Here is a 21,424-nt window from a genome sequence, read left to right on the forward strand (position 1 = left end):
ACATAGATGCGGCGGGTGGCCGCTGCTTTCTCGGCCCGTTCGACCGCGGTGGACGGTTGGGAGAGCTCGACCTGCGCTCTCGCCTTGCGGTCGAGCTGCTTCGGGTTCACCTCCGCCGCCAGCGCCGCAAGCCGGGCGTCATACGACACCAACGCATCTCCCTCGAGGCCGTCGGAATGCTTCGCGATGACCTCGGCATGCTCCCACGACAACGCACCCGCAGCAACGGCAGCCAGCGTTGCCGGCAGCAAGTCGACCAGCGCGTTGCTCGTGTCGACGAGGGTCGCGGCCCGGTACTCCGTTCGACGGGTGAACTGGGCCAGTTCGGTGACGAGCTCGACCCTCTCGACCCGGGCCGTCGACCAGACCGGCCCACCCGTCGAAGTGTCTGATGGTGCCTGCCTGTGCAGGTGGTTTCTCGCGTCAGTGACGCGTCTGGCCCTGACCGCAGACAGCGCTGCTATCTGCCTGTCAAGGGCGGCGACCTCTTCGAGCGCGACCACATAAGGGTCGGGCTCGAGGAGCGGGATCGTTGATGTCATACGAGAAGTCAAACAGCAGCCACCGACACTGGGTCGAAACAAAGAATCAATACTTGATCAGGGGATATTGCGGTGGATAACTCCGAAGAAATGCGCCCTGTGGAGGAATAGTCACACAGCCCGACCGCGCCAGCCCGACCACACAGCCCGACCGCGCCAGACCGACCGCGTCAGCAGCCGCCGATCTGCTCGGAGTCGAGGGGCCAGCGAATGTCGAGCACGTCGCCGGGCTGCACCTCGAGGTAGTCCGAACAGCGGAAGTTCACTCTGACGACGTCGTCGACCTGCAGATTGAACCGCGACGCGATCGCCAGCACCTGATCCTGGTTGGCCACGGTGTAGCTGTACTCGTAGTCGCTGAGCGGCACGACCGCCCCCGTGGCGAAGGGCTGCGATCCCGAGTCGCTGACCAAGGGCGTCGTCGCCGTATTGCCCCCGTCGGTCTGCCCGCCCATCGCGTTCGGCGGCACAGGTGGTGCCGGTGGAGCCGGCGGCTCCGGCGCGGGCGCGGGCTCGGGTGCGGCAGCCGGAGGAGGCGTCGGTGACGGTGTGGGTGTCGGAGTCACGGTGATGGCGGGAGCGCTCTGCGTGACCGTGACGGTCGGTGCGGGAGCAGGGGCGGGAACACAGGCCGTGAGGCCAAGCACCACCGTGAATACGAGAAGGGCGAGTCGCGGTCGGCGCGAGGCGTGGGTCATGAGTTCATTCTGCACACCCCGGTGCCGATCGTCACGCGTTGTTATTCAGAGACGGGCTCGATCACGCCGACGGGCTCTCGCTTCTCGGCCTGGAATCTGTCTTCTGTGCGGCCGAAGGCCCAGTAGCCCGAGAGCGAGAGCTGCGCCCGAGTGACTCCGCGTTGTTTGAACACGTCGCGCAGCTGCTTCATCGCCCCGCGCTCCCCGTGAGCGAACACCTGCACGCGTCCGTCGGCCCACGGATGCTGCGACACGGCGTCAGCGAGGAGGGTCGCCTCCCCCGCCAGGCGATCGCCGCGGAAGAGCCAGCGCACGTCGACGCCGGCGGGCGAGCGGAGCTCGAGCACATCGGCATCGGAGTACGTCTCGATGAACGCGACACCCTGCGCTGAGGCAGGAAGAGCATCCAGAGCCGACGCGATCGCGGGGAGGGCCGACTCATCGCCGACGAGCAGATGCCAGTCGGCCGAAGGATCGGGCGCGTAGCCCCCGCCCGGGCCGGAGATGACGGCGGTGTCGCCCGGCTGGGCGGCTGCAGCCCAGGGGCCGGCGAGACCCTCGTCACCGTGCACGACGAAATCGATCGAGATGGACTTCTCGACCGCATTCACCTCGCGCACCGTGTACGTGCGGGTCACATCGTGCCCATCCGAGCCGGTGAAGAGGATCTTCACGTACTTATCGGTCTTGTCGTTGTTCTCGAACTCGTCGAATCCCGCGCCGCCGAGAACGACTCGAACGAGGTGGGGCGTCAACCGTTCCGAGCGCAGAACGGTGAGCGCGATCTGCGCGCGAGGCTTACGTGCGCCAGGGGCGGGGGCGGTGACAGACATCAGACAACCTAACTTCGACAGCAAGTTAGGTAAGCCTAACAAACAGAAGCGGGCGACGACCCCGAGTGGAGTCGTCGCCCGCTTGTGCAGCATCTTGGCGAGGTTCTTGTCGAGCTCCTCGTCGCTGAAAACCTTCTTCCAGTCCTCCTTGATGATGGCGCCGCGGCCGTAGTCCATCGCGATGAGGCAGGCGTCGCTGAACGGGTTGTCTCCCTTGAGCGTGTTCGCCAGAGCGACCTGCGTGTGCCCGAGCAGGATGGCGCGGGCGGCAGGCTCGGGAACACCCATCGTGTTGACGGCCTCGTCGAGCGACTCCTTGAGCAGGGCGCCGATCATGCACGCGATGGTCTCGACCAGGGTGGGTTCGAGCTGGGCGAGCTGCTTCACCGTCGTCCAGTGCACGTCGCCGACCGGAGCGAAGATGGCACGCACGACCTGCTCGACCTGCGTCTTCTTCGTCTCGTCGTCGCTCTCGATCGCGGCGATCGCGTCTTGCAGTGCGGCGATCCCTCCGAAGGTGTCGGCGTACTCCTCAGGGGTGTGACGCTCGACGAAGATCGACGGGTGGCACGGGTGGGTGACGGCCTCGATCACGTCGTCGCGGCGCGTCAGGAGCCCGGCGTAGGCGGCGGCCGGATCGAGGGTCAGAACGATCGCCCCGCTCTTCATCTGCGGCACGACGTCGGCCGAGACGGCCTTGAGCGCGAGGTCGGGAACGGCGAGCACGACGACGTCGGCATCCTTGACCGCATCCGGGGTGTCGGTCAACACCCGACCGGTCGCGGTGACCCGCTCCTGGCCCGCCGGCGAGACCTCGCTGTAGTAGACGGTGTAGTCGGTCTTGACGAGGTTGTTGGACACCCGCATGCCCATCTTGCCGCCGGCGCCGATGACGGCGATGGTGAGGTTGTCAGTAGACATTCTTGCTCCTTAGATATGCGAGGTTGTGGTCGTTCCAGTCGTTCTCCAGCCGAATCGTCTCGTCGACGGTGTCGGCCAGGGGAAGCCAGTGTTCGATGACCTGGTTGATGCCGCGCTCGTTCGGACGAACGGTCTCGAGCAGATAGTCGTAGTCGAGGAGCCCCGTACCCAGTGGCGCGCCCTCGAGGGTGAATCCCACCCAGCCGCCGCGCCGCGTGAAGGCGAAGTCCTTGACGTGGATGTTCTTGACGTAGGGCGCGGTGCGGTCGATGACGTCGCGCGGATTCTCGAGCGCGGCCACACTGTTGGCCGGGTCGAGACAGATGCCGAGCCGCGAATGACCGATGCTCTCGACCAGCGACACCAGGTCGGTCGATGAGACCTGCTCGTAGGTCTCGAGCGCGAGGTCGATGCCCGCGTCGCCGTAGGCGACGAGAGCCTCGCGCAGCTGCGCATCGGCTTCGGCCAGGGTGGGCCGCGAGGTCGGCGAATACAGCATGCTGCGAACGACGGATGCGTCGAGCGCGGCCGCGAGGTCGAGATATTTCTCGAGATGCTCGGGTTCGACGCCCTTCGTGCCGAGTTCGATCGCGATGCCGTTGTCGCGCGCGAACCCCGCCAGCCGAGCGAGGTCGGCGTCGCTCAGGTCTTCGATCGGCGCGTAGTCGCAGAACTGAAAGAGTTCGACCTTCAGCTCCGCCGTGCGGCGGAGCATGTCGAAGGCGTCGAGGCGCTGCGGCGCCAGCTCCGAGTGCTGCCAGAAGAAGGCATACGATCCGAGGCCGATCATCGACGGGCCCCGGCCTCGTCGAGAACGCGCCCCAACGCATCCGTGTCGTGCGCGAACCGGCCGAGGAAGATGCCGCCGACGTCGTCGCCGAGCTCGGTGAGCAGCCCCGGGCCGGCACTGCCACCGTAGATGACGGCGCTGCTCGGGCGGTCGGCAACGGCTGCATGCAGCCGGGCGCAGACGGCACCGACGTACGCCGGTTCGGCCGGCTCGGCCGCGCCGATGGCCCACACCGGCTCGTAGGCAACGATCACGCGACCGTCGGGCGCACCCTCGAGGGCCGAATCGAGCTGGCGAAGACACTCGACCGCCGCAATCTCAGCGGTGCTGCGCGTCTTCTCGCCGACGCACAGCACGGGGGTGAGGCCGTTGCGCAGAGCAGCGGCAGTCTTGGCGGACACGATCTCGTCTGTCTCGCCGAAGAGAGCGCGGCGCTCCGCATGCCCCACCTCGACGACGCGCGCACCGACCTCGAACAGTTCGACCCCGCTGACCTCGCCGGTGAACGCTCCCGCATCCTCCGTCGCCACGTCTTGCGCACCGACGACCACAGGCGTGTCGTCGAGTGCGCTGACGCTGGCGGCGAGCGACACGAATCCGGGAATGACGAAGACCTCGACGGTGCCGTTCTGCACCGCCGGGTGGCGGCGTGCGAGTTCGGCGACCCTCGCGATCCAATCGAGAGTCTGCGCGTGCCCGAAATACATCTTCAGGCTCACACCGACGAGGGTGGGGACGGGCATCAGCAGGAGCCCGTTGCCTCGTACTCCGAGAGCACGGCGACCTTCTCGGCGCTGGCGCTCGATTCGTCGAAGCGGTAGGTGAGCCACTCGCGAACGAGGCGGCGGGCGAGCTCGATTCCGATGACGCGCTGGCCCATGGTGAGCACCTGCGCGTTGTTGCTCAGAATCAGTCGCTCGACCGAGAAGCTGTCATGGGCGACGGATGCGCGGATTCCCGCGACTTTGCCGGCAGCCATGGCGACACCGATTCCCGTTCCGCAGAAGAGGAGCGCGCGGTCGGCCTCGCCGGCCGCAACCAGCTCGCCGGCGGCGACGCCGATCTTGGGATAGGCGGTGTGCCCGGACGAGTCGACACCGATGTCGGTGACGCTCTCGACGAGATCGCTCTTCTCGAGATCCTTCTTCAGAATCTCCTTGTAATCGAATCCAGCGTCATCGCAACCGATGACGATGCGGAGCTTGTCAGTCATTTCTCTCCTTCAGTGGTGACGGTTAGGCGGTCTCGTCGACGAGTGTGTCGGCGATGGCGTGCACGATGAGACCGAACGAATAGGCGCCTGCGTCTACGGTGCCGAGGCTCTTCTCCGCGTGCGGACGAGCGCGGCCCATGCGTGGAAGCAGATCGGCCGTCGCTGCCGCGGCTGCCGTTGCTGCGTCGGCCGCACTTCTCCAAGCATCCGCCAGCGTGGCGTTCCCGTCGACCTCTCGCGCGAGAGTGTCCCGGAAGGGTACGAGGGCGTCGACCATCGTCTTGTCGCCCACCTCGGCCTTGCCGAACGACATGATGCCGTCGACGGCTGCCGCGACTCCGGTCGAGACCGTGGCGGCGGAGGGCGAGCCCTCGTCTCCGAGGGCCTCACCGACCGCGGAGAGCGCGACGCCCCAGAGAGCGCCGGACGTGCCACCGGCCTTGTTCGCCCACGCACTCGCGGCCAGCTCCAGCAGTGTTTTTGCGCCGGCACCCAGCGCGAGCGCCTCCGATGCTGCGGCAGACGCGGCTCGCGCGCCCCTCTGCATCCCGATGCCGTGATCGCCGTCTCCGGCCACCGCGTCGATTCGACCGAGCTCGTCGGCATTGTCGTCGACGACCCGCTCGATCGCCTCGATCGCTCGGGCGACAAAGCCGGCAGCGCGCTTCGACGCGTCATCGGCCTCGGGAATGACGACCGCCTCGGCAGCCATCACCTCACTCGGGTCGAGCTGCTGCACGGCGCCGACGGAGCCCTTGCGGTACGCCGGCGTATCGGCCGGAGCACGCCAGAATCGTTCGAGTTCGTCGTCGAGCCAGAACAGCGTGAGCGACGCCCCGGCCATATCGAAGCTCGTGACCAGTTCACCGACCTCGGGGTCGACGACCTCGAGACCGGCCCTGTCGAGCAGGGCGGCGACGTGACGGTAGACGACGAACAGCTCCTCATACTTCACCGATCCGAGACCGTTGAGGATCACGCCGACCCGGTGACCCTCGGGCGAGTGGATGCCGTCGGGCAACTCGGCGAGCAGCGCGTCGACGAACAGGGTGGCCAGCTCATCGGCCGTGGGCACGTCGGTCTCGTCGATGCCCGGCTCGCCGTGGATTCCCATGCCCACGGCCATGCGCCCCTCGGGAACGGAGAAGAGGGGCGCGTCGGCGCCGGGAAGGGTGCAACCCGAGAACGCGACACCGACGGAACGCGTGCGTTCGTTCGCCAATGCGGCGACACGCACGACCTCGTCGAGCGAGTAGCCCTCTTCGGCTGCCGCGGCCGCCGCCTTGAAGACGGTCACGTCGCCCGCGATGCCGCGTCGCTTGTGCTTCTCCGAGACAGGAGCAGAGGAGATGTCGTCGGTCACCACGACGGTGCGCGTCGGGATGCCCGCGGCATTCAACTTCTGCTCGGCCTGAGTGAAGTGCAGCACGTCTCCGGCGTAGTTGCCGTAGCTGAGCAGCACTCCTCCCCCACGATTCGCGGCGGTGGCCACCGACTCGACCTGCTGGGCAGAGGGAGACGCAAACAGGTTGCCCATGGCCGCGCCGTGAGCAAGTCCCTGTCCCACGATTCCGCCGAAGGCCGGGTAGTGGCCCGAGCCGCCTCCGATGACGAGCGCGACCGTGCCGTCCGGGGTGCGGGTGCTCCGAACCACTCCACCAGCGACTCGGCGGACCTTGTCGGCGTTGGCGGCGACGAAACCGTCGATCATCTCATCGGCGAATTCGGTCGGATCGTTGAAGAGGCGGGTCATCTGAGAGCTCCTGAGATTCTGGACATCGGTGCGGTCAATGGACGATCGCCGGCGCCTTCGCGTCGGGGTTGAAGGAGCCGTCCTTCTTTCCCCGGCGCGAGAGCACGACCATCAGAACGGCGGACAGCAACAGGAAGAAGCCCACGATGGCCATCGGAACGAAGTACTGCGGTTCTCCTGAGGAGTCCTTCGTCATGTCGGCGACGGCACCCGTGATGTACGGGGCGCCGAATCCGGCGAGGTTTCCGACGGTGTTGATCAGGGCGACACCCGCAGCCGCCGCGACTCCGGTGAGGAACTGGGTGGGAAGCGTCCAGAAGTTGGGGAGCACGGCGAAGATGGCCATAGCCGTGATCGCGATGACGGCGATCGTGGCCACCGGCGATCCGGCGAAGAGCGCCAGAGGAATCGTGAGGGCACCGATCACGGCGGGGCCGGCGATGTGCCACGTCTTCAGGCCGCGCTTCGAGACGTCCTTGGTCCAGAGCCACAGGGCGATGGCCGCCGGGATGTAGGGAACGGCCGTGATGAGGCCCTTCTCGAAGACGTTGTACTCGGTGCCGTAGAGCTCCTGGAAGCCGTTGATGATCGTCGGCAGGAAGAAGGCGAGCGTGTAGAGGCCGTAGATGAACCCGAAGTAGATGAAGGCGAGCACCCAGACGCGACCGCTGGTGAAGGCCTGCATGAAGCCGCCGCGCTGCTTGCCACCGGTGACGGCGCTCAGCGACTCTGTCTTGGTCTTCTCAGCAGCGAGTTCCTCGGTGAGCCAGACCTGCTCTTCTTTGGTGAGCCACTTGGCGTCGCTGGGCTTGTCTTTCAGGTAGAACCAGGCCACGACGCCGATGACGATGGCCGGCAGGCCGACGCCGAGGAACATCACGCGCCATCCCTCGAGGCCGAACAGACCGTCCGCACCGATGAGCAGACCGGCGAGGGGTGCGCCGATCACCGTGGTCAGCGGCTGAGCCAAGTAGAAGAGTGCCAGGATCTTGCCGCGGTGCCGTGCGGGAACCCACAGGCTGAGGAACAGGATGGCTCCGGGGAAGAATCCGGCCTCGGCCACACCCAGGATGAAGCGGAGGATGGCCAGCTGTTCGAAGTTTCCCACCCAGGTGAAGAGAACCGCGACGATTCCCCAGGTGACCATGATGCGCGAGAGCCAGCGGCGAGCGCCGAAGCGGGCGAGAGCCAGGTTCGACGGCACCTCGAGCAGGATGTATCCGATGAAGAAGACTCCGGAGGCGAAGCCGACCTGCGTCACGGTCAGAGCGAGGTCGTCGTTCATGCCGTTCGGCGCGGCGAAGCCAATTGCCGACCTGTCGAGGTAGTTGATGAAGAACATGAATGCGACGAAGGGAACGAGTCGCCAGGCGACCTTCTTGATCGTCGATTTCTCGATTGCAGAGACGGTGGTCTCGGCGCGGGCCGTGGTCATTGATAACTCCTTTGTCATGTCAATCTCGGCCTCACTGCCGTCCCAACGAATACGTGAGCGCTGACAACCGGTTGACCAATTCGACAACCATAGCGCGCTCGCGAGCAGCCGCGCAAGACAATGAGGGAGACGAAGATATCTGGGAGTTCGCCAAACAAGCCCGGGACGATTGCACTCAGTGCGTCGTTGCACGTAGTGTAACGACCGTGAGTAGCGAGCCGATTGCGTTGGACCGACGCGCCGAATTGAAGGCGCGGCACCGTGAGGCGATTCTCGACGCCGCCGACTCCCTCATCCTCGACAGGGGCAAGGCGCGGTTCAGCGTCGATGAGCTCGCCGAGCGCGCAGACATCGCCCGTCGCACCGTCTTCAACCACTTCTCGTCGCTCGACGACGTGATCATGACGAGCTGTACCCGCACACTCAATCGTGCCGTCGATGAGTTCCTCACCGTCGCGAGCGTGACTCCCTCGAGCCATGGAAGCCGCGTGCACCTGTTCGATGAGGTCACCACGGCGATGAAGGCCATGGACCTGCCTGGCCTGGTCTCCTACTTCTTCGGGCTCCTCGATGGAGACGACACACGCACCCAGAATGCGGACGGCGTCTTCCTTCGATCGACCGAGGACCTCACCGTGGAACTCGCCCGGCGCAGCGGAGTCGACGAATTCGAAGTCTCGATCCTGGTGAGCACGCTGATGAACGGCATTGCCGTGGTGGCGCGACACTGGATGATCCAGTCCGGCGGCACACTCGATCTCGCATCGCGCAGCCTCTGGGACAGCGTCCTCGACCGCTTCATCGCAATCGTCCGCGACGGATACTCCGCCCCCAGCTGAGTTCCGCACACACCCTCCCCCTCTCTCTTCCCAACGATGCGACGTGAGATTCCCTCCCCGTCACCGCTCATTTCAGAAAGAAGCTGAGGAACATGGCATCCCTTCTCTACCGACTCGGTCGGTTCTCTGCCCGACGAGCGTGGCTCGTCATCGTTGCGTGGGTGGTGATTCTCGGTCTGGCGGGCGCCGCCTTTGCGGTGTTCGGCGGCACGCTCACCTCGGCCGTGAGCATTCCGGGTACGGCAACGCAGAAGGTGAGCGACGAGCTCTCGGAGAAGTTCCCCTCCGCCAGCGGAGGACGCGGCACCGTGGTCTTCACGACCACCGATGACTCGGCCTTCACCGACGAGCAGAAGACGGCCATCGGAGACCTGCTCACCAAGGCGAAGTCACTCGACGATGTGAAGTCGACGACCAATCCGTTCGACACCCAGGCGCAGATCGACGGGCAGGCCCAGAAGGTCACCGACGGCCGCCAGCAGATCGCCGACGGCAAAGCGAAGCTCGACGCCGGCCAGGCTCAGCTCGACGCGGCCAAGAGCCAGGCGGCGACGGGTCAGCAGCAGCTCGATCAGGCGAGAGCGCAGGCCGAGGCAGCAGGACAGCTGGCGGCCGCGCAGCCGCAGCTCGACGCACAGCAGGCTCAGCTCGACGCCGGCAACGCCGAACTGACCTCGCAGCAGGCCGCCATCGACTCGGGGCGGACCGAGCTCGAGACTCAGAGCGCGACCCTCGAGGAGGGTTCGAAGCTACTGGACCTCGCCTCCAACATCCGCCAGGTCTCCTCCGACGATACGACCGCCGTCGGCACCGTGCAGTTCGACAAGTCGCTCAACCTCGTTCCGGCCGAGGCCAAGGAGGCCGTGGTCGAGACGATGAACGACGCCAAGATCGACGGCGTCTCCGTCGAGGTGTCGAATGACATCGCCGCGACCATCCCCGAAGTTCTCGGCCCGGGCGAGATCGGTGGCGTGATCTTCGCGGCCATCGTGCTGTTCGTCATGCTCGGCACCCTGATCGGCGCAAGCCTGCCGCTGATCAACGCGATTATCGGCGTGGGCGTGGGCGTCCTCGCATCCCTCGCCCTGTCGGGCACCGTCACCATGCTCTCGGTCACCCCCGTGCTCGGCGTGATGCTCGGTCTCGCCGTCGGCATCGACTATTCGCTCTTCATCCTCAACCGACACCGAACGCAACTTCGCTCGGGTCTCGAGCTGCAGGAGTCCATCGGGCTGGCCAACGGAACCTCCGGCAACGCCGTGGTCTTCGCCGGCTCGACCGTGCTGATCGCTCTGTTGGCGCTCAACCTCACGGGCATCCCGTTCCTCGGGCTCATGGGAACGGTGGGAGCGGTCTGCGTCTTCGTGGCCATCCTCATCGCGATCACGCTGACACCGGCCGTGCTGAGACTGGCCGGCATGCGCATCCTCACCAAGAAGGCCCGCGCCAAGGTCGGCCACACCGATCACCAGGCCCGGGTTCCGAACAAGCCGATGAACACCCTGCGCGCCGCGGTCACCGTGGTGGCCGGAATCGCCGTGCTGCTCATCGTGGCCCTGCCCGCGCTCTCGATGCGATTGGGACTTCCCGCCGGATCGTCCGAGCCGGTCGACTCCAGCGCCTACAAGGCGTACAAGCTGGTCGACGACAAGTTCGGCGCCGGAGTCAACGGACCGCTGATCGTCGTCGCCGACCTCGACAAGGCGATCACCGACGACCAGCTCGTGAGCGAGCAGGTGCGTATCGGCACCCTGTTGAAGGCCGAGAACGACGTCGTCGCGGTCGCACCGATCGGCGCCAGCGACGACGACCTGCTTCTGGCATTCCAGGTGGTACCCAAGGAGGGGCCCACCAGCGAGTCCACCGAGCAGCTGGTGCGCGACCTCCGCGGCCTCGACATCGATGGCGTCGCTGAGCTGGGCGTCGCCGGCAACGCCTCGGGCAACATCGATGTGAGCGAGAAACTCGCCGCTGCACTGCCGCTCTATCTCACCGTCGTGGTGGGCCTCTCGCTGATCATCCTGATCCTCGTGTTCAGGTCGATCCTCGTGCCGATCACGGCGACAGCCGGCTTCGTGCTGTCTCTGTTCGCGGCATTCGGCGGTATCACCGCGGTGTTCCAGTGGGGTTGGCTGGCTCCGGTATTCGGCGTGCATGACCCGGGTCCCATCCTGAGCTTCCTTCCGATCCTCGTCGTCGGTGTGCTGTTCGGCCTGGCGATGGACTACCAGCTGTTCCTGGTGAGCGGCATGCGCGAGTCGTATGCGCATGGCTCACCGGCCAGGCTGGCGGTGCAGCGCGGTGTTCATGCCGGGCGCACGGTGGTCATCGCCGCCGCGCTGATCATGACCAGCGTGTTCGGCGGATTCGTCTTCTCGAACTCGGTCATGATCCAGTCGATCGGTCTCGGCCTCGGTCTCGGCGTGCTGCTCGATGCATTCGTCGTGCGACTGCTGATCATCCCGGCGGTCATGCACCTGCTGGGCAAGTCGGCCTGGTGGCTGCCGAAGTGGCTCGACCGCATCCTGCCGGATGTCGATGTCGAAGGCGCATCGCTGCAGCGCAAGCACCCGAGCGAAGCTCACGAGGCCTCCGGGCCGAAGCACGCCGAGGCGCCGACCGCGTAGCGCACACGAACAAGCCCCGCCGCCCGCCCGCACGGGCGGCGGCGGGGCTTTCTCGTGGTCGACGTCGATCCACTACAGAACCCGGCCCCGACACATTGGTAATCTGAGCCTGTGCCCGCATTTCCCGATCGCCCCGCAACCGACGAGATCAGCGCCTCGTTGAGTTCCGTCGCCAGCGGCACCGCCGTCTCCGCGGTAGCGAAGCGTCTGCTCGACCTCTTTATGGGCGGCGACATCGCGCCGGGCACGCGACTCCCACCCGAACGACAGCTGGCCACGGCCCTGGGAATCGGTCGGTCGGCCGTACGCGAGGCGCTCGCCGCGCTCGAGATCCTGGGAATCGTCGATGTCCGGCCCGGCAGCGGAACGTATCTTCGCGGCTCCGCATCGGAGCTCCTACCCGAGACCCTCAGCTGGGGACTCATGCTCGGCGAACCGCGAACACGAGAATTGATCGAGGTGCGCGGAGCGCTCGAGGTCTTCGCGACCGAGCTCGCGGCAGTGCGTATGCCCGATGAGGCATTGAAGCGACTCGGTCAGCACCTCGCGGCGATGAAGGAGGCGGGCGACAATCACACCCGCTTCATCGAGGCCGACCTCAAGTTCCACCTCGAGATCGCGCGGGGAGTCGACAACTCGGTGCTCGTCACCCTGCTGCAGAGCATCCGTTCGCTTCTGCGCATCTGGGTCGAGCGTGGCCTGCACGATTCCGGCGATGCAGACCAGGCCTACGACGAGCACGCGGCCGTGCACGACGCCCTGCTCTCGCGCGACCCGGCGGCCGCGGCAGCAGCGATGCGCTCGCACATGGTGACGGCGACCGAGCGACTGCTCAGAACCCTGCCGGCTGCCTGATGGCCAGAACGACCTGGCGATCGATCCTCAAGGTGTTCCCGACCATCATCCTGGTGGTCGACATCCTCATCCGCATCGGGGCCGTCGTGACGGTTCCCCGCAATCGGCGCCCGAGCTCGGCCATGGCATGGCTGCTCGCGATCTTCATCTCCCCCATCCCGGGCAGCCTCCTCTATGTGCTGCTCGGCAGTTCTCGTCTGCCGAAAGACCGACGCGACAAACAGCGCGAGGTGAACGCGTTCATCCTCGACGCCGCCGGTCCCTTCGACAGCGCCCAGACCACGATCACCGAACCCGCGTGGTTCGGCTCGGTCGTGCATCTCAATCGCACCCTCGGCGCGATGCCCCTCATCGCCGGCAACACGGCGACCCTGCTGCCCGACTACGAGGCGTCGATTGGGGCGATGACCGACGCCGTCGCATCCGCAACCCAGTACGTGCACGTCGAGTTTTACATTCTGGGGCGCGACGACACGACCATCGCATTTTTCGACGCCCTGAAAGCGGCCCACGACCGCGGAGTCACCGTTCGCGTGCTCTACGACCACTGGGCGACTATGCGCAATCCGCGGGGACGCTCGACACGCGCGTGGCTCCGCGAGAGCGGGATCCCCTTCGAGGAGATGCTCCCGTTCCGCCCGTGGCAGGGAAACTGGCGTCGCCCGGATCTACGCAACCACCGCAAGATCGTGGTCATCGACGGCCACATCGCGTTCACGGGGTCACAGAACATGATCGACGCCAGCTACAACAAGCGCGGAAACATCCGCCGCGGTCTCAGATGGAAAGACCTGATGGTGCGGCTCGAGGGCCCGGCGGCCCTGGGCCTCGACGCGCTGTTCGTCACCGACTGGTATAGCGAGACGGGCGATATCGTCGAGGCCGACGACTCGCGTGCCATACCCGTCGCGTCACCCGACAGCATCGAGTGCCAGGTGGTTCCGAGCGGGCCGGGATTCGACGGAGAGAACAACCTGCGTCTCTTCAACGCCCTGGTCTATGGAGCGCAGGAGCGCCTGATCATCGCGAGCCCGTACTTCGTGCCCGACGATTCGATGCTCTACGCCATCACCACCGCCGCCGAGCGCGGCGTCGACGTGCAGCTCTTCGCCTGCGCCGTGGCAGACCAGTACGTGGTCTACCACGCTCAACGCTCGTACTACGAGACGCTGCTGCGTTCCGGCGTGCGCATCTTCCTCTACCAGGAACCGACGGTTCTGCACTCGAAGCACTTCACGGTCGACGACGACGTGGCCGTCGTCGGATCGAGCAACATGGACATGCGCTCGTTCAGCCTCAACTTCGAGGTCTCGCTCATGGTCCGCAGCTCCTCGTTCGTCGAGCAGTTGCGCGAAATCGAAGACGGCTACCGCGAGAAGTCACGAGAGATCACGCTCGAGCAGTGGATCGCCCGCCCCGCCGTCGCCCAGGCTCTCGACACGGTCGCCCGCCTCACGGCGTCGGTGCAGTAAAGCACCGACTCAGTTCAGCGGGCCGAGTCGCGACTCGGCCGCCTCGCGTACGGCGCCACGGCGAACGAGGGATGCGACGGCCTCGATCTCGGGCGACAGAAAGCGATCGGGCCCCGGCCCCTCGACCTCGCGGCGCACGAGCTCGACCACGGCGGCGGAGCCCGCACCGGGCTCGAGCGGAGCACGCAGATCGAGCGATCGCGACGCCGTCATGACCTCGATGGCGACCACGCGACTCAGCCCGTCGATCGCCGTCCGGAGCTTGCGAGCGCCAGCCCAGCCCATCGAGACATGGTCCTCCTGCATGGCGGACGAGGGGATGGAGTCGACCGAGGAAGGAACCGCGAGGCGCTTGAGCTCGGAGACGATGCCGGCCGCCGTGTACTGGGCGATCATGAGCCCGCTGTCGACTCCCGCATCGTGGGCGAGGAACGCAGGAAGGCCGTGGCTTCGAGCCGGATCGAGCATGCGGTCGGTGCGGCGCTCCGACATGCTCGCGACATCCGCGACGACGATGGCGAGAAAGTCGAGCACGTAGGCCACGGGGGCTCCGTGGAAGTTGCCGTTCGATTCGACCCGTCCGTCGACGGTGACGACAGGATTGTCGACGGCCGACGCCAGCTCTCGCCCGGCCACGAGAGCCGCGTGGTCGACCGTGTCGCGAGCGGCACCGTGCACCTGGGGCGAACAGCGCAACGAGTACGCGTCCTGCACGGTCGTGTGCGTCGAGGGCCGATGACTCTCGACGATCGGTGATCCCGCGAGCATCGCACGCAGATTCGACGCCGACAGGGCCTGCCCGTGCTGGGGTCGCAGGGCCTGCAGATCGGCGGCGAACACGGCGTCGGTGCCCAACAGCGCTTCGACGCTCATCGCCGCCGCGATGTCGACGCTGGTGAGCAGCATGCGCAGGTCGTCGATCGCGAGGCTCAGTTGGCCGAGCATTCCGTCGGTACCGTTGATCAGCGCCAAACCTTCCTTCTCGGCGAGGACGACGGGGTCGATTCCTGCAGCCGCCAGCGCAGCGGCCGCCGACATCGGCTCGCCGTCGGCGTCGCGCACCTCGCCCTCGCCCATCAACGCGAGCGCACAGTGCGCGAGAGGAGCCAGGTCGCCCGAGCAGCCGAGCGATCCGTACTCCCGCACGATGGGGGTGATTCCGGCATTGAGCAGCGCGACGTAGCTGTCGACGGTCGAGAGTCGGATTCCCGTTCGCCCTGTGAGAAGCGTCGAGATGCGCAGCAGCATCAGAGCACGAATCACCTCGCGCTCGACCTCGGGGCCCGACCCCGCCGCGTGCGATCGCACGAGGCTGCGTTGCAACTGCGCGCGCTGCTCGCCGGCGATGAACGTCGATGCGAGGGCGCCGAAGCCCGTCGAGATCCCGTAGTGCGGAGCGACGTCGACGGCCAGGGCATCGATGATGACACGACTCGCATCCACGGCGGACCGGGCCTCATCGTCGATCTCGATCTGGGCGCCGCGCCGCGCAACGGCGACGACATCGTCGATACCGATGGCCCCCGTGCCGACGGGCACGACGGTGGGAATCTGCTGTTCGGTGAGGAGGTGCGTGGTCATAGGCCCAGTCGACCGCACGCGACCCGTCGTTCGAGGAACGAATCGAGCAAAACCGTCTCGTATGCGAGACAGTTGAGCATGACAGTCGAGACCGGAGTTCCCGCAGCCAGCGCGACGCTGCGCATCCTCAGCTACCTGGCGGCGCAGAGCCGACCCGTACCGGCCGCCACCCTGGCGTCGCACCTCTCGCTCCCCCGCTCGTCGGTGTACAAGCTGCTGGCCGTGCTGGTGGATGCCGGATTCGTTCTCCACGTCGCCGAGACACGGCGTTACGGTCTGGGAATCGCGGCGTTCGAGCTCGGTTCGGGCTTCGCGAGACAGGAGCCGTTGGCCAGATTGGGCCATCCGGTGCTGGCGCTTCTCGTCGACCGCATCGCAGAGAGCGCGCACCTCGCCGTGCCGCACGGGCGCGACGTGCTCTATCTGATCGAAGAGCGCGCTCCGCGACGGCCGGCTCTCGTCAGCGACGTCGGCGTGCGGCTGCCCGCTCATCTCACGGCGAGCGGGATCGCCATGCTCGCGTCGATGCCGGCGGCCCAGGTGAGGGCGCTCTTTCCCGACGAGAGGGCATTCGCGCGCCGGGGCGAGGTGGCGGGGCCGCGCAGCTACTCGCAGTTGCGGCGGGTGCTGACCGAGACCCGCACCCGGGGCTACGCGATCGAAGACGAGACGATTACGCCGGGCATCGCGTCGATCGCGGTCTCGGTCGTCGACCACGCGGGGTGGCCCGCTGCGGCGATCGCGGTCACGTTCGACCGTGCCTCGCGCGACGCCGCGAGCTGGGACGAACTCGCCGACGAGACGAGGCGGCACGCCCGCGAGCTGTCTCGGCGAATAGGCGGCCACTCGTTACCGGTGTGAACCGCACTCACGACGTGGCGGTGCGGACCAGCCGGTCGAACGTATCGCGCAGCAGATCGGCGAGCGGCTTGGTGTTCTGTGCGCTCAGCCAGCGGCCGATCGAGACGCTGAAGACCGTGGACGTGAGATGCGCCGCCAAGAGCGCATCGACCTCCTCGCTTCCGCGCCGCACGAATCCGACGCGCAGGGCCTCGACCAGGGCGGCCTGGGTGTTCAGCTGCCTCTCCCGCAGACCCTCGTCGGACTGGATGATCTGGTGACGTGCCAGGTAATAGCTCTTCTCGCGCGAGAACTGGGCCGACGCCACAGCGTCGAACGCGCTCGCGACGATCTGCAGCGAGCTGATCCCGGCAGGCGCTTCGGCGACAATGCGTGCCGCCTGCTCGGGTACCGCGTGCTCGTCGGCGAAGAGCGCATCGCGCTTGTCTGCGAAGTGACGAAAGAAGGTGCGGGTCGATAAGCCTGCGCGCTCGGCGATCTGGGGAACCGTCGTCAGAGCGAAACCCTGTTCGACGAAGAGGTCGAACGCGGCGCGCTCGAGCCGCTCACGCGCATCCGGTTGCCATCGAGCCATAAGACCAGTGTAGTGATGACATGCCGTGCCATCATGTGTATTCTGATGTCACTGCATGTCATCACTCATCGAGAACGCGAGGTCGTCTCTATGTCCGCCACCAACTCAGTGTCTGTCACCAACTCAGCCGCCTGGCTCACCGCGCCGTACTCCGACCTCACCGTCGGCGACGCGCCCTACACCTCGGCTGCCGCCGGAGAGCTCGTGATTCGCAATCGCGCCGTGGCGGTCAACCCGCTCGACGAGGTCAAGCAGTCGACGGGCAACCTCATGTACTCGTGGCTCCCCCACCCCTCGATCCTGGGTGAAGACGTGGCAGGCGAGGTCGTCGAGGTCGGCGCAGGCGTCACCGGATTCGCGGTGGGTGATCGAGTGATCGCCTACGCCGTGGGCATGGAGAAGAATCGCAACCACTCCGCAGAGGGCGGCTTCCAGCTGTTCTCGGTCGTACGCGCCGACCTGGCCTCGCCCATCCCCGACGACCTGGCCTTCGAGAGTGCTGTGGTGCTGCCGCTCGCGGTCTCGACAGCCGCCTCCGCCCTCTTCCAGTCCGACCAGCTGGGCCTCCGGCATCCGACGGCGAAGACCACCACCGAAGAACCGCGCGAGTGGGTCGTCGTGTGGGGCGGTTCGGCGAGCGTCGGCAGCAACGCGATCCAACTCGCCGTCGCCGCCGGCTACTCGGTGCTCGCCACGGCGTCGCCGCAGAACCACGACCGGATGCGTGCGCTCGGCGCCCAGCACGTCGTCGACTACCGCAGCCCGTCGGCCGTGCGCGAGGTCGTCGCGCTGCTTCGCGACGAGCAGCTCGCCGGGGTGTTCGCCGTGGGAACCGGGTCTGCCGAACCGGCGGTGGCCATCGCCTCAGCGCTGGGGTGCAGGCGCGTCAGTCTCGCGAGTCCGTCCGTCTCGATGAGCACTCTCCCCCGTCGACCTCGAGCCTGGCTGTCGCTCGCGCGTTTCGGAGTGACGATCGCGTCTCGCATGGGAGCCCTGCAGCTACGCTGCCTGCGCCGCGGCATCCGCGCCAGGTTCGTCTGGGGCAGCTCGTTGATGACGAACGAGGTGGGGCCAATGCTGTGGCAGGAGTTCCTTCCGAACGCGCTCGCCGAAGGCCGCTACGCGACCGTCCCTCGAGCCGAGATCGTCGGATCGGGGCTCACCAGCATCCAGCCCGCGCTCGACGCACTCCGGCGCGGAGCGTCGGCCACGAAGTTCGTCGTCACGCTCTGACCCCGCCGTGTCAACCGCTCGTCGGGCCTTTCGCTTCTCGTTAGCGTGGAGCGATGGGTGCCACACAGCTTCTTCTTGTCAGGCACGGCGAGAGCATCGGCAACGCGGCCGCTAGCCGGGCTGAGCGAGACGGCGCCGAGACCATCGACATCGCCATGCGGGATGCCGACGTGCCTCTCACCGAGACCGGAGAGCGCCAGGCAACGGCGGTCGGGGCATGGCTGCGTTCCCTCGAGCCCCACGACCGACCGACCCGCGCCTGGACCTCTCCCTATATCAGGGCGGCCAGCACCGGCGAACGGGCGATCGCCGAATCGGGAATCGGTCTTCAGCTACGAAGCGACGAGCGCCTGCGCGATCGCGAACTCGGCATCACCGACCTGCTCACCACCCGAGGCTTCGAGGCCAGGCTTCCTTTCGAGGCCGAGCGACGGCGCTGGCTCGGCAAGTTCTACTACCGTCCGCCGGGCGGCGAGTCCTGGGCGGACATGACACTGCGAGCGCGGTCGGTGCTCTCCGACATCGACCTGGTCGATGATGGCGAGCGAGTGCTGATCGTCTGCCACGACGCGATGATCCTCATTCTTCGCTACATCTGCGAGGGCATGACCGAGGCCCAGCTGCTCGAGACATCGCAGCGCTCCTCCGTGGCGAATGCCTCGATCACCCGCCTGTCGCGCCCGAGCGGCGCGGGCTTCTGGACGGCGGACAGCGTCAACGATGTAGCGCACCTCTCCGACGACGGAGCCCCCGTGACCACGCACTCTGGAGGAATGGATGACCGACCAGCCCACTGACACGAAGATCCCGTCGATCACCCCGGAGTCCCTTCAGACCTGGCCGTTGCCGTCGGGCGGCGAGTCGAAGCGTGACCGAGGAAGCATCCTCATCGTCGGCGGGTCACCCAAGTCGCCCGGCGCAGTGCTGCTCGCCGGTCGCGCGGCCCTGCGCTCGGGCGGAGGACGGCTCACCCTCGCCCTCGCCGAGTCGCGTGCGCCGTCAGCATCCGTCGCCCTGCCCGAAGCCGGAGTCGTGGGCCTGCCCGAGAGCTCCTCCGGCCAGGTGGGCGAGGGCGTGGTCTTCGCTCTGCGATCGGAACTCGAGTCGGCTGATGCTGTGCTGATCGGGCCTGGCCTGCACAGCGCCGAGGAGGCGCGCACCGTGCTCGAGTCCCTGCTGCCCCATGTGACGGACTCGACCACTCTCGTACTGGATGCGTTCGCGCTCGGAGTTCTCCCGGGCCTCATCGACCGCATCGAGCCGTTCGCCGGTCGACTCGTGCTCACGCCGAACAAGACCGAGGCCTCGATCCTCCTCGGCAGATCGCCCGACGACGAGCCGCGCGAGGGCGACGTCGAGGAGGTCGCGTCGCGCTACGGGGCGGCGGTGTCGTGCTTCGACCGCATCGCGGATGCCGACGGCTCGTCGTGGCTCGTCACCGAGGGCGGGCCCGGCCTGGGCGTGTCCGGCAGCGGAGACGTGCTCGCGGGCTCGATCACAGGCCTGCTCGCCCGAGGGCTGAGTCCCGTCGGCGCCGCGTGCTGGGGAACGTGGGCGCACTCGCACGCCGGCGATCGACTCGCCGAGCGCGTATTCGAGACCGGATTCCTCGCATCCGAGATCGCCGACGAGCTCACCGCGAGTTTCGCCGACGCGCAGCGGGCGTCGGATCAGGAGTAGGTGTCGAGGGCGGCCAGGAGTCGTGTGACCGAACCCCCCAGGTTCCAGTCCTTCGACAGGCGCTCGAGCTCGGCTCGTTTCTTCCCCGTCACGGCCGACAAGCGGGCACCGGCCTTCGCCGGCGTCGGCAGATCGAGATCGCGAACGACCCTCACGACCCTCGGCGCGACGTCGAGGTAGTCGCTCGCCGCGGTCAATTTCGACCGCACCGACGCACTCAACGTGCTCTCGGCATCCGTCGCGGCGTCGCGCACCGACTCGAGCGAGCCGTATTCGCCGAGCAGAGTCGCGGCGGTCTTCTCCCCCACGCCGGCCACTCCGGGAAGCCCGTCGGAGGCATCGCCCCGCAGCGTCGCGTAGTCGACGTACTGGCCGGGCAGCACGCGATACTTGCCCACGATGACCTCATCGGTCACGAGCTCGAGGTTCTTCATTCCCCGCGCGGTGTAGATCACACGCACCTCATGAGCGTCGTCGACCAGCTGGAACAGATCGCGGTCGCCGGTGACGACGTCGACAGCAGAGCGCGCTCCGCTGGCATAGGTGCCGATCACGTCGTCGGCCTCGTGATCCGCTGCCCCGACGATCGCGATTCCCGCGAGCTCGAGTACCTCACGAATGAGCGGGATCTGCGCCGTCAGGCCATCCGGCACCTCTTCGACGTCGGGGCCGTTGGCGACGCTCTCGGCAACCCGCTGAGCCTTGTAGCTCGGAAGCAGATCGACTCGCCACCCGGGACGCCAGTTGTCGTCCCAGCACGCGATGAGATGGGTCGCCTCGAACTCCACCGTGAGCCGGGCGATCATGTCGAGCAACCCGCGGACTGCGTTGACCGGCGTCCCGTCGCTTCTCGTGATCTTGTCGGGCACACCGTAGAACGCGCGGAAGTACAGCGAGGCGGTGTCGAGCAGCATCAGTCGGTCGGCCATGCTCGATCTTGGCACGCACGACTCTCGATCGGCGACTCTCGATGGGCGACTACGTGGCGGTCTCGTCTGCCCGCCCGGACACCCGGACGACGACGAAGAACGACCCCGCTCCCAGGATGGCTCCCCCGAGCATCCCCAGGAAGGCCAGCCCCGCACGGTCGACGTCGCCGCCTGCCGGGATGATCCCGTTCACGAGAACGACCGCGATCGCAAGCGGCGTGGCGATCGACACGAGTGCACTGATGGGCACCGAGAGACGGCCATGGCGAGCACCGACCACGAGCGCGACGATGCTGGCGATCATTGTCAGCGCGGCACACACCAGCTGAACGATCACGAAGACGTCGGTGGCGACCTCCAACGACGATGCGGTTCCGCGACCCGTCAGCTCGATCAGAAAAAGATCGGGGAGGAGAGGCGCTAGGACCAGAGCGAAGATCACCGCCGTGATCACGCCGAGCGCGGCCCAGCCGACTCCCAGTAGGGCGAGAGCACGAACGTCGAGCCGCTCGAGCGACACCGTTCCTCGGGTTCTGCCACCGCGCCCACCCTCGCATCGGTCAGCATCGCTCATGCTCTGAACCTAGC

General features: G+C 66.9%; 20 protein-coding genes and 1 pseudogene. 8 read left to right on the top strand and 13 right to left on the bottom strand.

Annotated elements, in window-relative coordinates:
- From ASE64_RS16545 to ASE64_RS16580, 9 genes and pseudogenes are all read right to left on the bottom strand, one after another.
- The coding region (locus ASE64_RS16545; RefSeq protein WP_156352054.1) for a DUF222 domain-containing protein at positions 1 to 542 on the bottom strand (542 nt) is incomplete at its 3' end.
- A 170-nt stretch (positions 543 to 712) separates the two neighbouring features.
- Positions 713 to 1,240, bottom strand: coding sequence for a hypothetical protein (locus tag ASE64_RS17715; RefSeq protein ID WP_200920268.1), 528 nt, complete (start codon positions 1,238 to 1,240; stop codon positions 713 to 715).
- A 41-nt stretch (positions 1,241 to 1,281) separates the two neighbouring features.
- Positions 1,282 to 2,166 (bottom strand): siderophore-interacting protein, encoded by an 885-nt coding sequence (locus ASE64_RS17280; protein ID WP_442853847.1) that lies wholly within the window; start codon positions 2,164 to 2,166, stop codon positions 1,282 to 1,284.
- A pseudogene (locus ASE64_RS16555) lies at positions 2,158 to 2,994 on the bottom strand (phosphogluconate dehydrogenase C-terminal domain-containing protein); the annotation flags it as partial. The gene ASE64_RS17280 and the pseudogene ASE64_RS16555, both read right to left, overlap by 9 nt.
- Positions 2,984 to 3,784, bottom strand: coding sequence for a sugar phosphate isomerase/epimerase family protein (locus tag ASE64_RS16560; protein ID WP_055783252.1), 801 nt, complete (start codon positions 3,782 to 3,784; stop codon positions 2,984 to 2,986). The pseudogene ASE64_RS16555 and the gene ASE64_RS16560, both read right to left, overlap by 11 nt.
- The gene (locus ASE64_RS16565) at positions 3,781 to 4,527 is read right to left on the bottom strand and encodes a triose-phosphate isomerase family protein (protein WP_055783255.1); all 747 of its coding nucleotides are present in this window, start codon (positions 4,525 to 4,527) and stop codon (positions 3,781 to 3,783) included. The genes ASE64_RS16560 and ASE64_RS16565 overlap by 4 nt, the downstream gene beginning before the upstream one ends.
- Entirely contained in the window at positions 4,527 to 4,997 is a 471-nt protein-coding gene (locus ASE64_RS16570) for a ribose-5-phosphate isomerase (RefSeq protein ID WP_055783258.1), read from the bottom strand. The genes ASE64_RS16565 and ASE64_RS16570 overlap by 1 nt, the downstream gene beginning before the upstream one ends.
- Before the next feature lie 22 nt (positions 4,998 to 5,019).
- Positions 5,020 to 6,750, bottom strand: a complete 1,731-nt coding sequence (locus tag ASE64_RS16575; protein WP_055783261.1) for a dihydroxyacetone kinase family protein — start codon at positions 6,748 to 6,750, stop codon at positions 5,020 to 5,022.
- 34 nt (positions 6,751 to 6,784) lie between these two features.
- Positions 6,785 to 8,185 carry an MFS transporter gene (locus ASE64_RS16580; protein ID WP_055783264.1) on the bottom strand — a complete coding sequence of 467 codons (1,401 nt, stop codon included), beginning with the start codon at positions 8,183 to 8,185 and terminating at the stop codon, positions 6,785 to 6,787.
- A 206-nt stretch (positions 8,186 to 8,391) separates the two neighbouring features.
- Here ASE64_RS16580 and ASE64_RS16585 point away from each other — a divergent pair, with 206 nt between their 5' ends.
- The 4 genes from ASE64_RS16585 to cls all read left to right on the top strand — a co-directional run bounded on the left by ASE64_RS16585 (position 8,392) and on the right by cls (position 13,978).
- Complete coding sequence (locus tag ASE64_RS16585; RefSeq protein WP_162234583.1) at positions 8,392 to 9,024, top strand: TetR/AcrR family transcriptional regulator; 633 nt, start codon at positions 8,392 to 8,394, stop codon at positions 9,022 to 9,024.
- Positions 9,025 to 9,116: 92 nt separating this feature from the next.
- Positions 9,117 to 11,651 carry an MMPL family transporter gene (locus ASE64_RS16590; protein WP_055783270.1) on the top strand — a complete coding sequence of 845 codons (2,535 nt, stop codon included), beginning with the start codon at positions 9,117 to 9,119 and terminating at the stop codon, positions 11,649 to 11,651.
- A 111-nt stretch (positions 11,652 to 11,762) separates the two neighbouring features.
- On the top strand, positions 11,763 to 12,506 hold the full coding sequence (locus ASE64_RS16595; RefSeq protein WP_055783274.1) for a FadR/GntR family transcriptional regulator: 744 nt from the start codon (positions 11,763 to 11,765) through the stop codon (positions 12,504 to 12,506).
- The gene (cls, locus tag ASE64_RS16600) at positions 12,506 to 13,978 is read left to right on the top strand and encodes a cardiolipin synthase (RefSeq protein WP_055783277.1); all 1,473 of its coding nucleotides are present in this window, start codon (positions 12,506 to 12,508) and stop codon (positions 13,976 to 13,978) included. The genes ASE64_RS16595 and cls overlap by 1 nt, the downstream gene beginning before the upstream one ends.
- A gap of 9 nt (positions 13,979 to 13,987) precedes the next feature.
- Here the strand turns inward: cls and hutH are convergent, their stop codons facing one another.
- On the bottom strand, positions 13,988 to 15,559 hold the full coding sequence (hutH, locus tag ASE64_RS16605) for a histidine ammonia-lyase (protein WP_055783280.1): 1,572 nt from the start codon (positions 15,557 to 15,559) through the stop codon (positions 13,988 to 13,990).
- Positions 15,560 to 15,637: 78 nt separating this feature from the next.
- Between hutH and ASE64_RS16610 the strand changes: the two genes are divergently transcribed.
- Positions 15,638 to 16,420 carry an IclR family transcriptional regulator gene (locus tag ASE64_RS16610; protein WP_055783283.1) on the top strand — a complete coding sequence of 261 codons (783 nt, stop codon included), beginning with the start codon at positions 15,638 to 15,640 and terminating at the stop codon, positions 16,418 to 16,420.
- Positions 16,421 to 16,427: 7 nt separating this feature from the next.
- Here ASE64_RS16610 and ASE64_RS16615 read toward each other — a convergent pair whose 3' ends face one another.
- The gene (locus tag ASE64_RS16615; protein ID WP_055783286.1) at positions 16,428 to 16,994 is read right to left on the bottom strand and encodes a TetR/AcrR family transcriptional regulator; all 567 of its coding nucleotides are present in this window, start codon (positions 16,992 to 16,994) and stop codon (positions 16,428 to 16,430) included.
- 90 nt (positions 16,995 to 17,084) lie between these two features.
- Between ASE64_RS16615 and ASE64_RS16620 the strand changes: the two genes are divergently transcribed.
- From ASE64_RS16620 to ASE64_RS16630, 3 genes are read left to right on the top strand one after another with little or no spacing between them, the layout of a single operon-like run.
- A complete protein-coding gene (locus ASE64_RS16620; protein WP_055783289.1) occupies positions 17,085 to 18,227 on the top strand; it encodes a zinc-binding alcohol dehydrogenase family protein in 1,143 nt (380 codons plus the stop codon).
- Positions 18,228 to 18,280: 53 nt separating this feature from the next.
- Complete coding sequence (locus tag ASE64_RS16625; protein ID WP_055783293.1) at positions 18,281 to 19,024, top strand: histidine phosphatase family protein; 744 nt, start codon at positions 18,281 to 18,283, stop codon at positions 19,022 to 19,024.
- On the top strand, positions 19,005 to 19,907 hold the full coding sequence (locus ASE64_RS16630) for an NAD(P)H-hydrate dehydratase (protein WP_055783295.1): 903 nt from the start codon (positions 19,005 to 19,007) through the stop codon (positions 19,905 to 19,907). The genes ASE64_RS16625 and ASE64_RS16630 overlap by 20 nt, the downstream gene beginning before the upstream one ends.
- Here the strand turns inward: ASE64_RS16630 and ASE64_RS16635 are convergent.
- Positions 19,898 to 20,836: a 5'-3' exonuclease gene (locus ASE64_RS16635; RefSeq protein WP_055783300.1), complete on the bottom strand. Its 939-nt coding sequence runs from the start codon at positions 20,834 to 20,836 to the stop codon at positions 19,898 to 19,900. The genes ASE64_RS16630 and ASE64_RS16635 overlap by 10 nt on opposite strands.
- Before the next feature lie 49 nt (positions 20,837 to 20,885).
- Positions 20,886 to 21,410 carry a hypothetical protein gene (locus ASE64_RS16640; RefSeq protein ID WP_156352057.1) on the bottom strand — a complete coding sequence of 175 codons (525 nt, stop codon included), beginning with the start codon at positions 21,408 to 21,410 and terminating at the stop codon, positions 20,886 to 20,888.
- Positions 21,411 to 21,424 lie beyond the last annotated feature (14 nt).

The sequence above is a fragment of the Agreia sp. Leaf210 genome, from assembly GCF_001421485.1.
In the GTDB taxonomy this organism is placed as follows: Bacteria; Actinomycetota; Actinomycetes; order Actinomycetales; family Microbacteriaceae; genus Agreia.

Bases quoted from the DNA above. Each gene is read 5' to 3' on its own strand.
- ASE64_RS17715 (WP_200920268.1), bottom strand. From the start codon at position 1,240: ATGACCCACGCCTCGCGCCGACCGCGACTCGCCCTTCTCGTATTCACG.
- ASE64_RS17280 (WP_442853847.1), bottom strand. From the start codon at position 2,166: ATGCTGCACAAGCGGGCGACGACTCCACTCGGGGTCGTCGCCCGCTTC.
- ASE64_RS16560 (WP_055783252.1), bottom strand. From the start codon at position 3,784: ATGATCGGCCTCGGATCGTATGCCTTCTTCTGGCAGCACTCGGAGCTG.
- ASE64_RS16565 (WP_055783255.1), bottom strand. From the start codon at position 4,527: ATGCCCGTCCCCACCCTCGTCGGTGTGAGCCTGAAGATGTATTTCGGG.
- ASE64_RS16570 (WP_055783258.1), bottom strand. From the start codon at position 4,997: ATGACTGACAAGCTCCGCATCGTCATCGGTTGCGATGACGCTGGATTC.
- ASE64_RS16575 (WP_055783261.1), bottom strand. From the start codon at position 6,750: ATGACCCGCCTCTTCAACGATCCGACCGAATTCGCCGATGAGATGATC.
- ASE64_RS16580 (WP_055783264.1), bottom strand. From the start codon at position 8,185: ATGACCACGGCCCGCGCCGAGACCACCGTCTCTGCAATCGAGAAATCG.
- ASE64_RS16590 (WP_055783270.1), top strand. From the start codon at position 9,117: ATGGCATCCCTTCTCTACCGACTCGGTCGGTTCTCTGCCCGACGAGCG.
- cls (WP_055783277.1), top strand. From the start codon at position 12,506: ATGGCCAGAACGACCTGGCGATCGATCCTCAAGGTGTTCCCGACCATC.
- hutH (WP_055783280.1), bottom strand. From the start codon at position 15,559: ATGACCACGCACCTCCTCACCGAACAGCAGATTCCCACCGTCGTGCCC.
- ASE64_RS16610 (WP_055783283.1), top strand. From the start codon at position 15,638: ATGACAGTCGAGACCGGAGTTCCCGCAGCCAGCGCGACGCTGCGCATC.
- ASE64_RS16615 (WP_055783286.1), bottom strand. From the start codon at position 16,994: ATGGCTCGATGGCAACCGGATGCGCGTGAGCGGCTCGAGCGCGCCGCG.
- ASE64_RS16620 (WP_055783289.1), top strand. From the start codon at position 17,085: ATGTCCGCCACCAACTCAGTGTCTGTCACCAACTCAGCCGCCTGGCTC.
- ASE64_RS16625 (WP_055783293.1), top strand. From the start codon at position 18,281: ATGGGTGCCACACAGCTTCTTCTTGTCAGGCACGGCGAGAGCATCGGC.
- ASE64_RS16630 (WP_055783295.1), top strand. From the start codon at position 19,005: ATGACCGACCAGCCCACTGACACGAAGATCCCGTCGATCACCCCGGAG.
- ASE64_RS16635 (WP_055783300.1), bottom strand. From the start codon at position 20,836: ATGGCCGACCGACTGATGCTGCTCGACACCGCCTCGCTGTACTTCCGC.
- ASE64_RS16640 (WP_156352057.1), bottom strand. From the start codon at position 21,410: ATGAGCGATGCTGACCGATGCGAGGGTGGGCGCGGTGGCAGAACCCGA.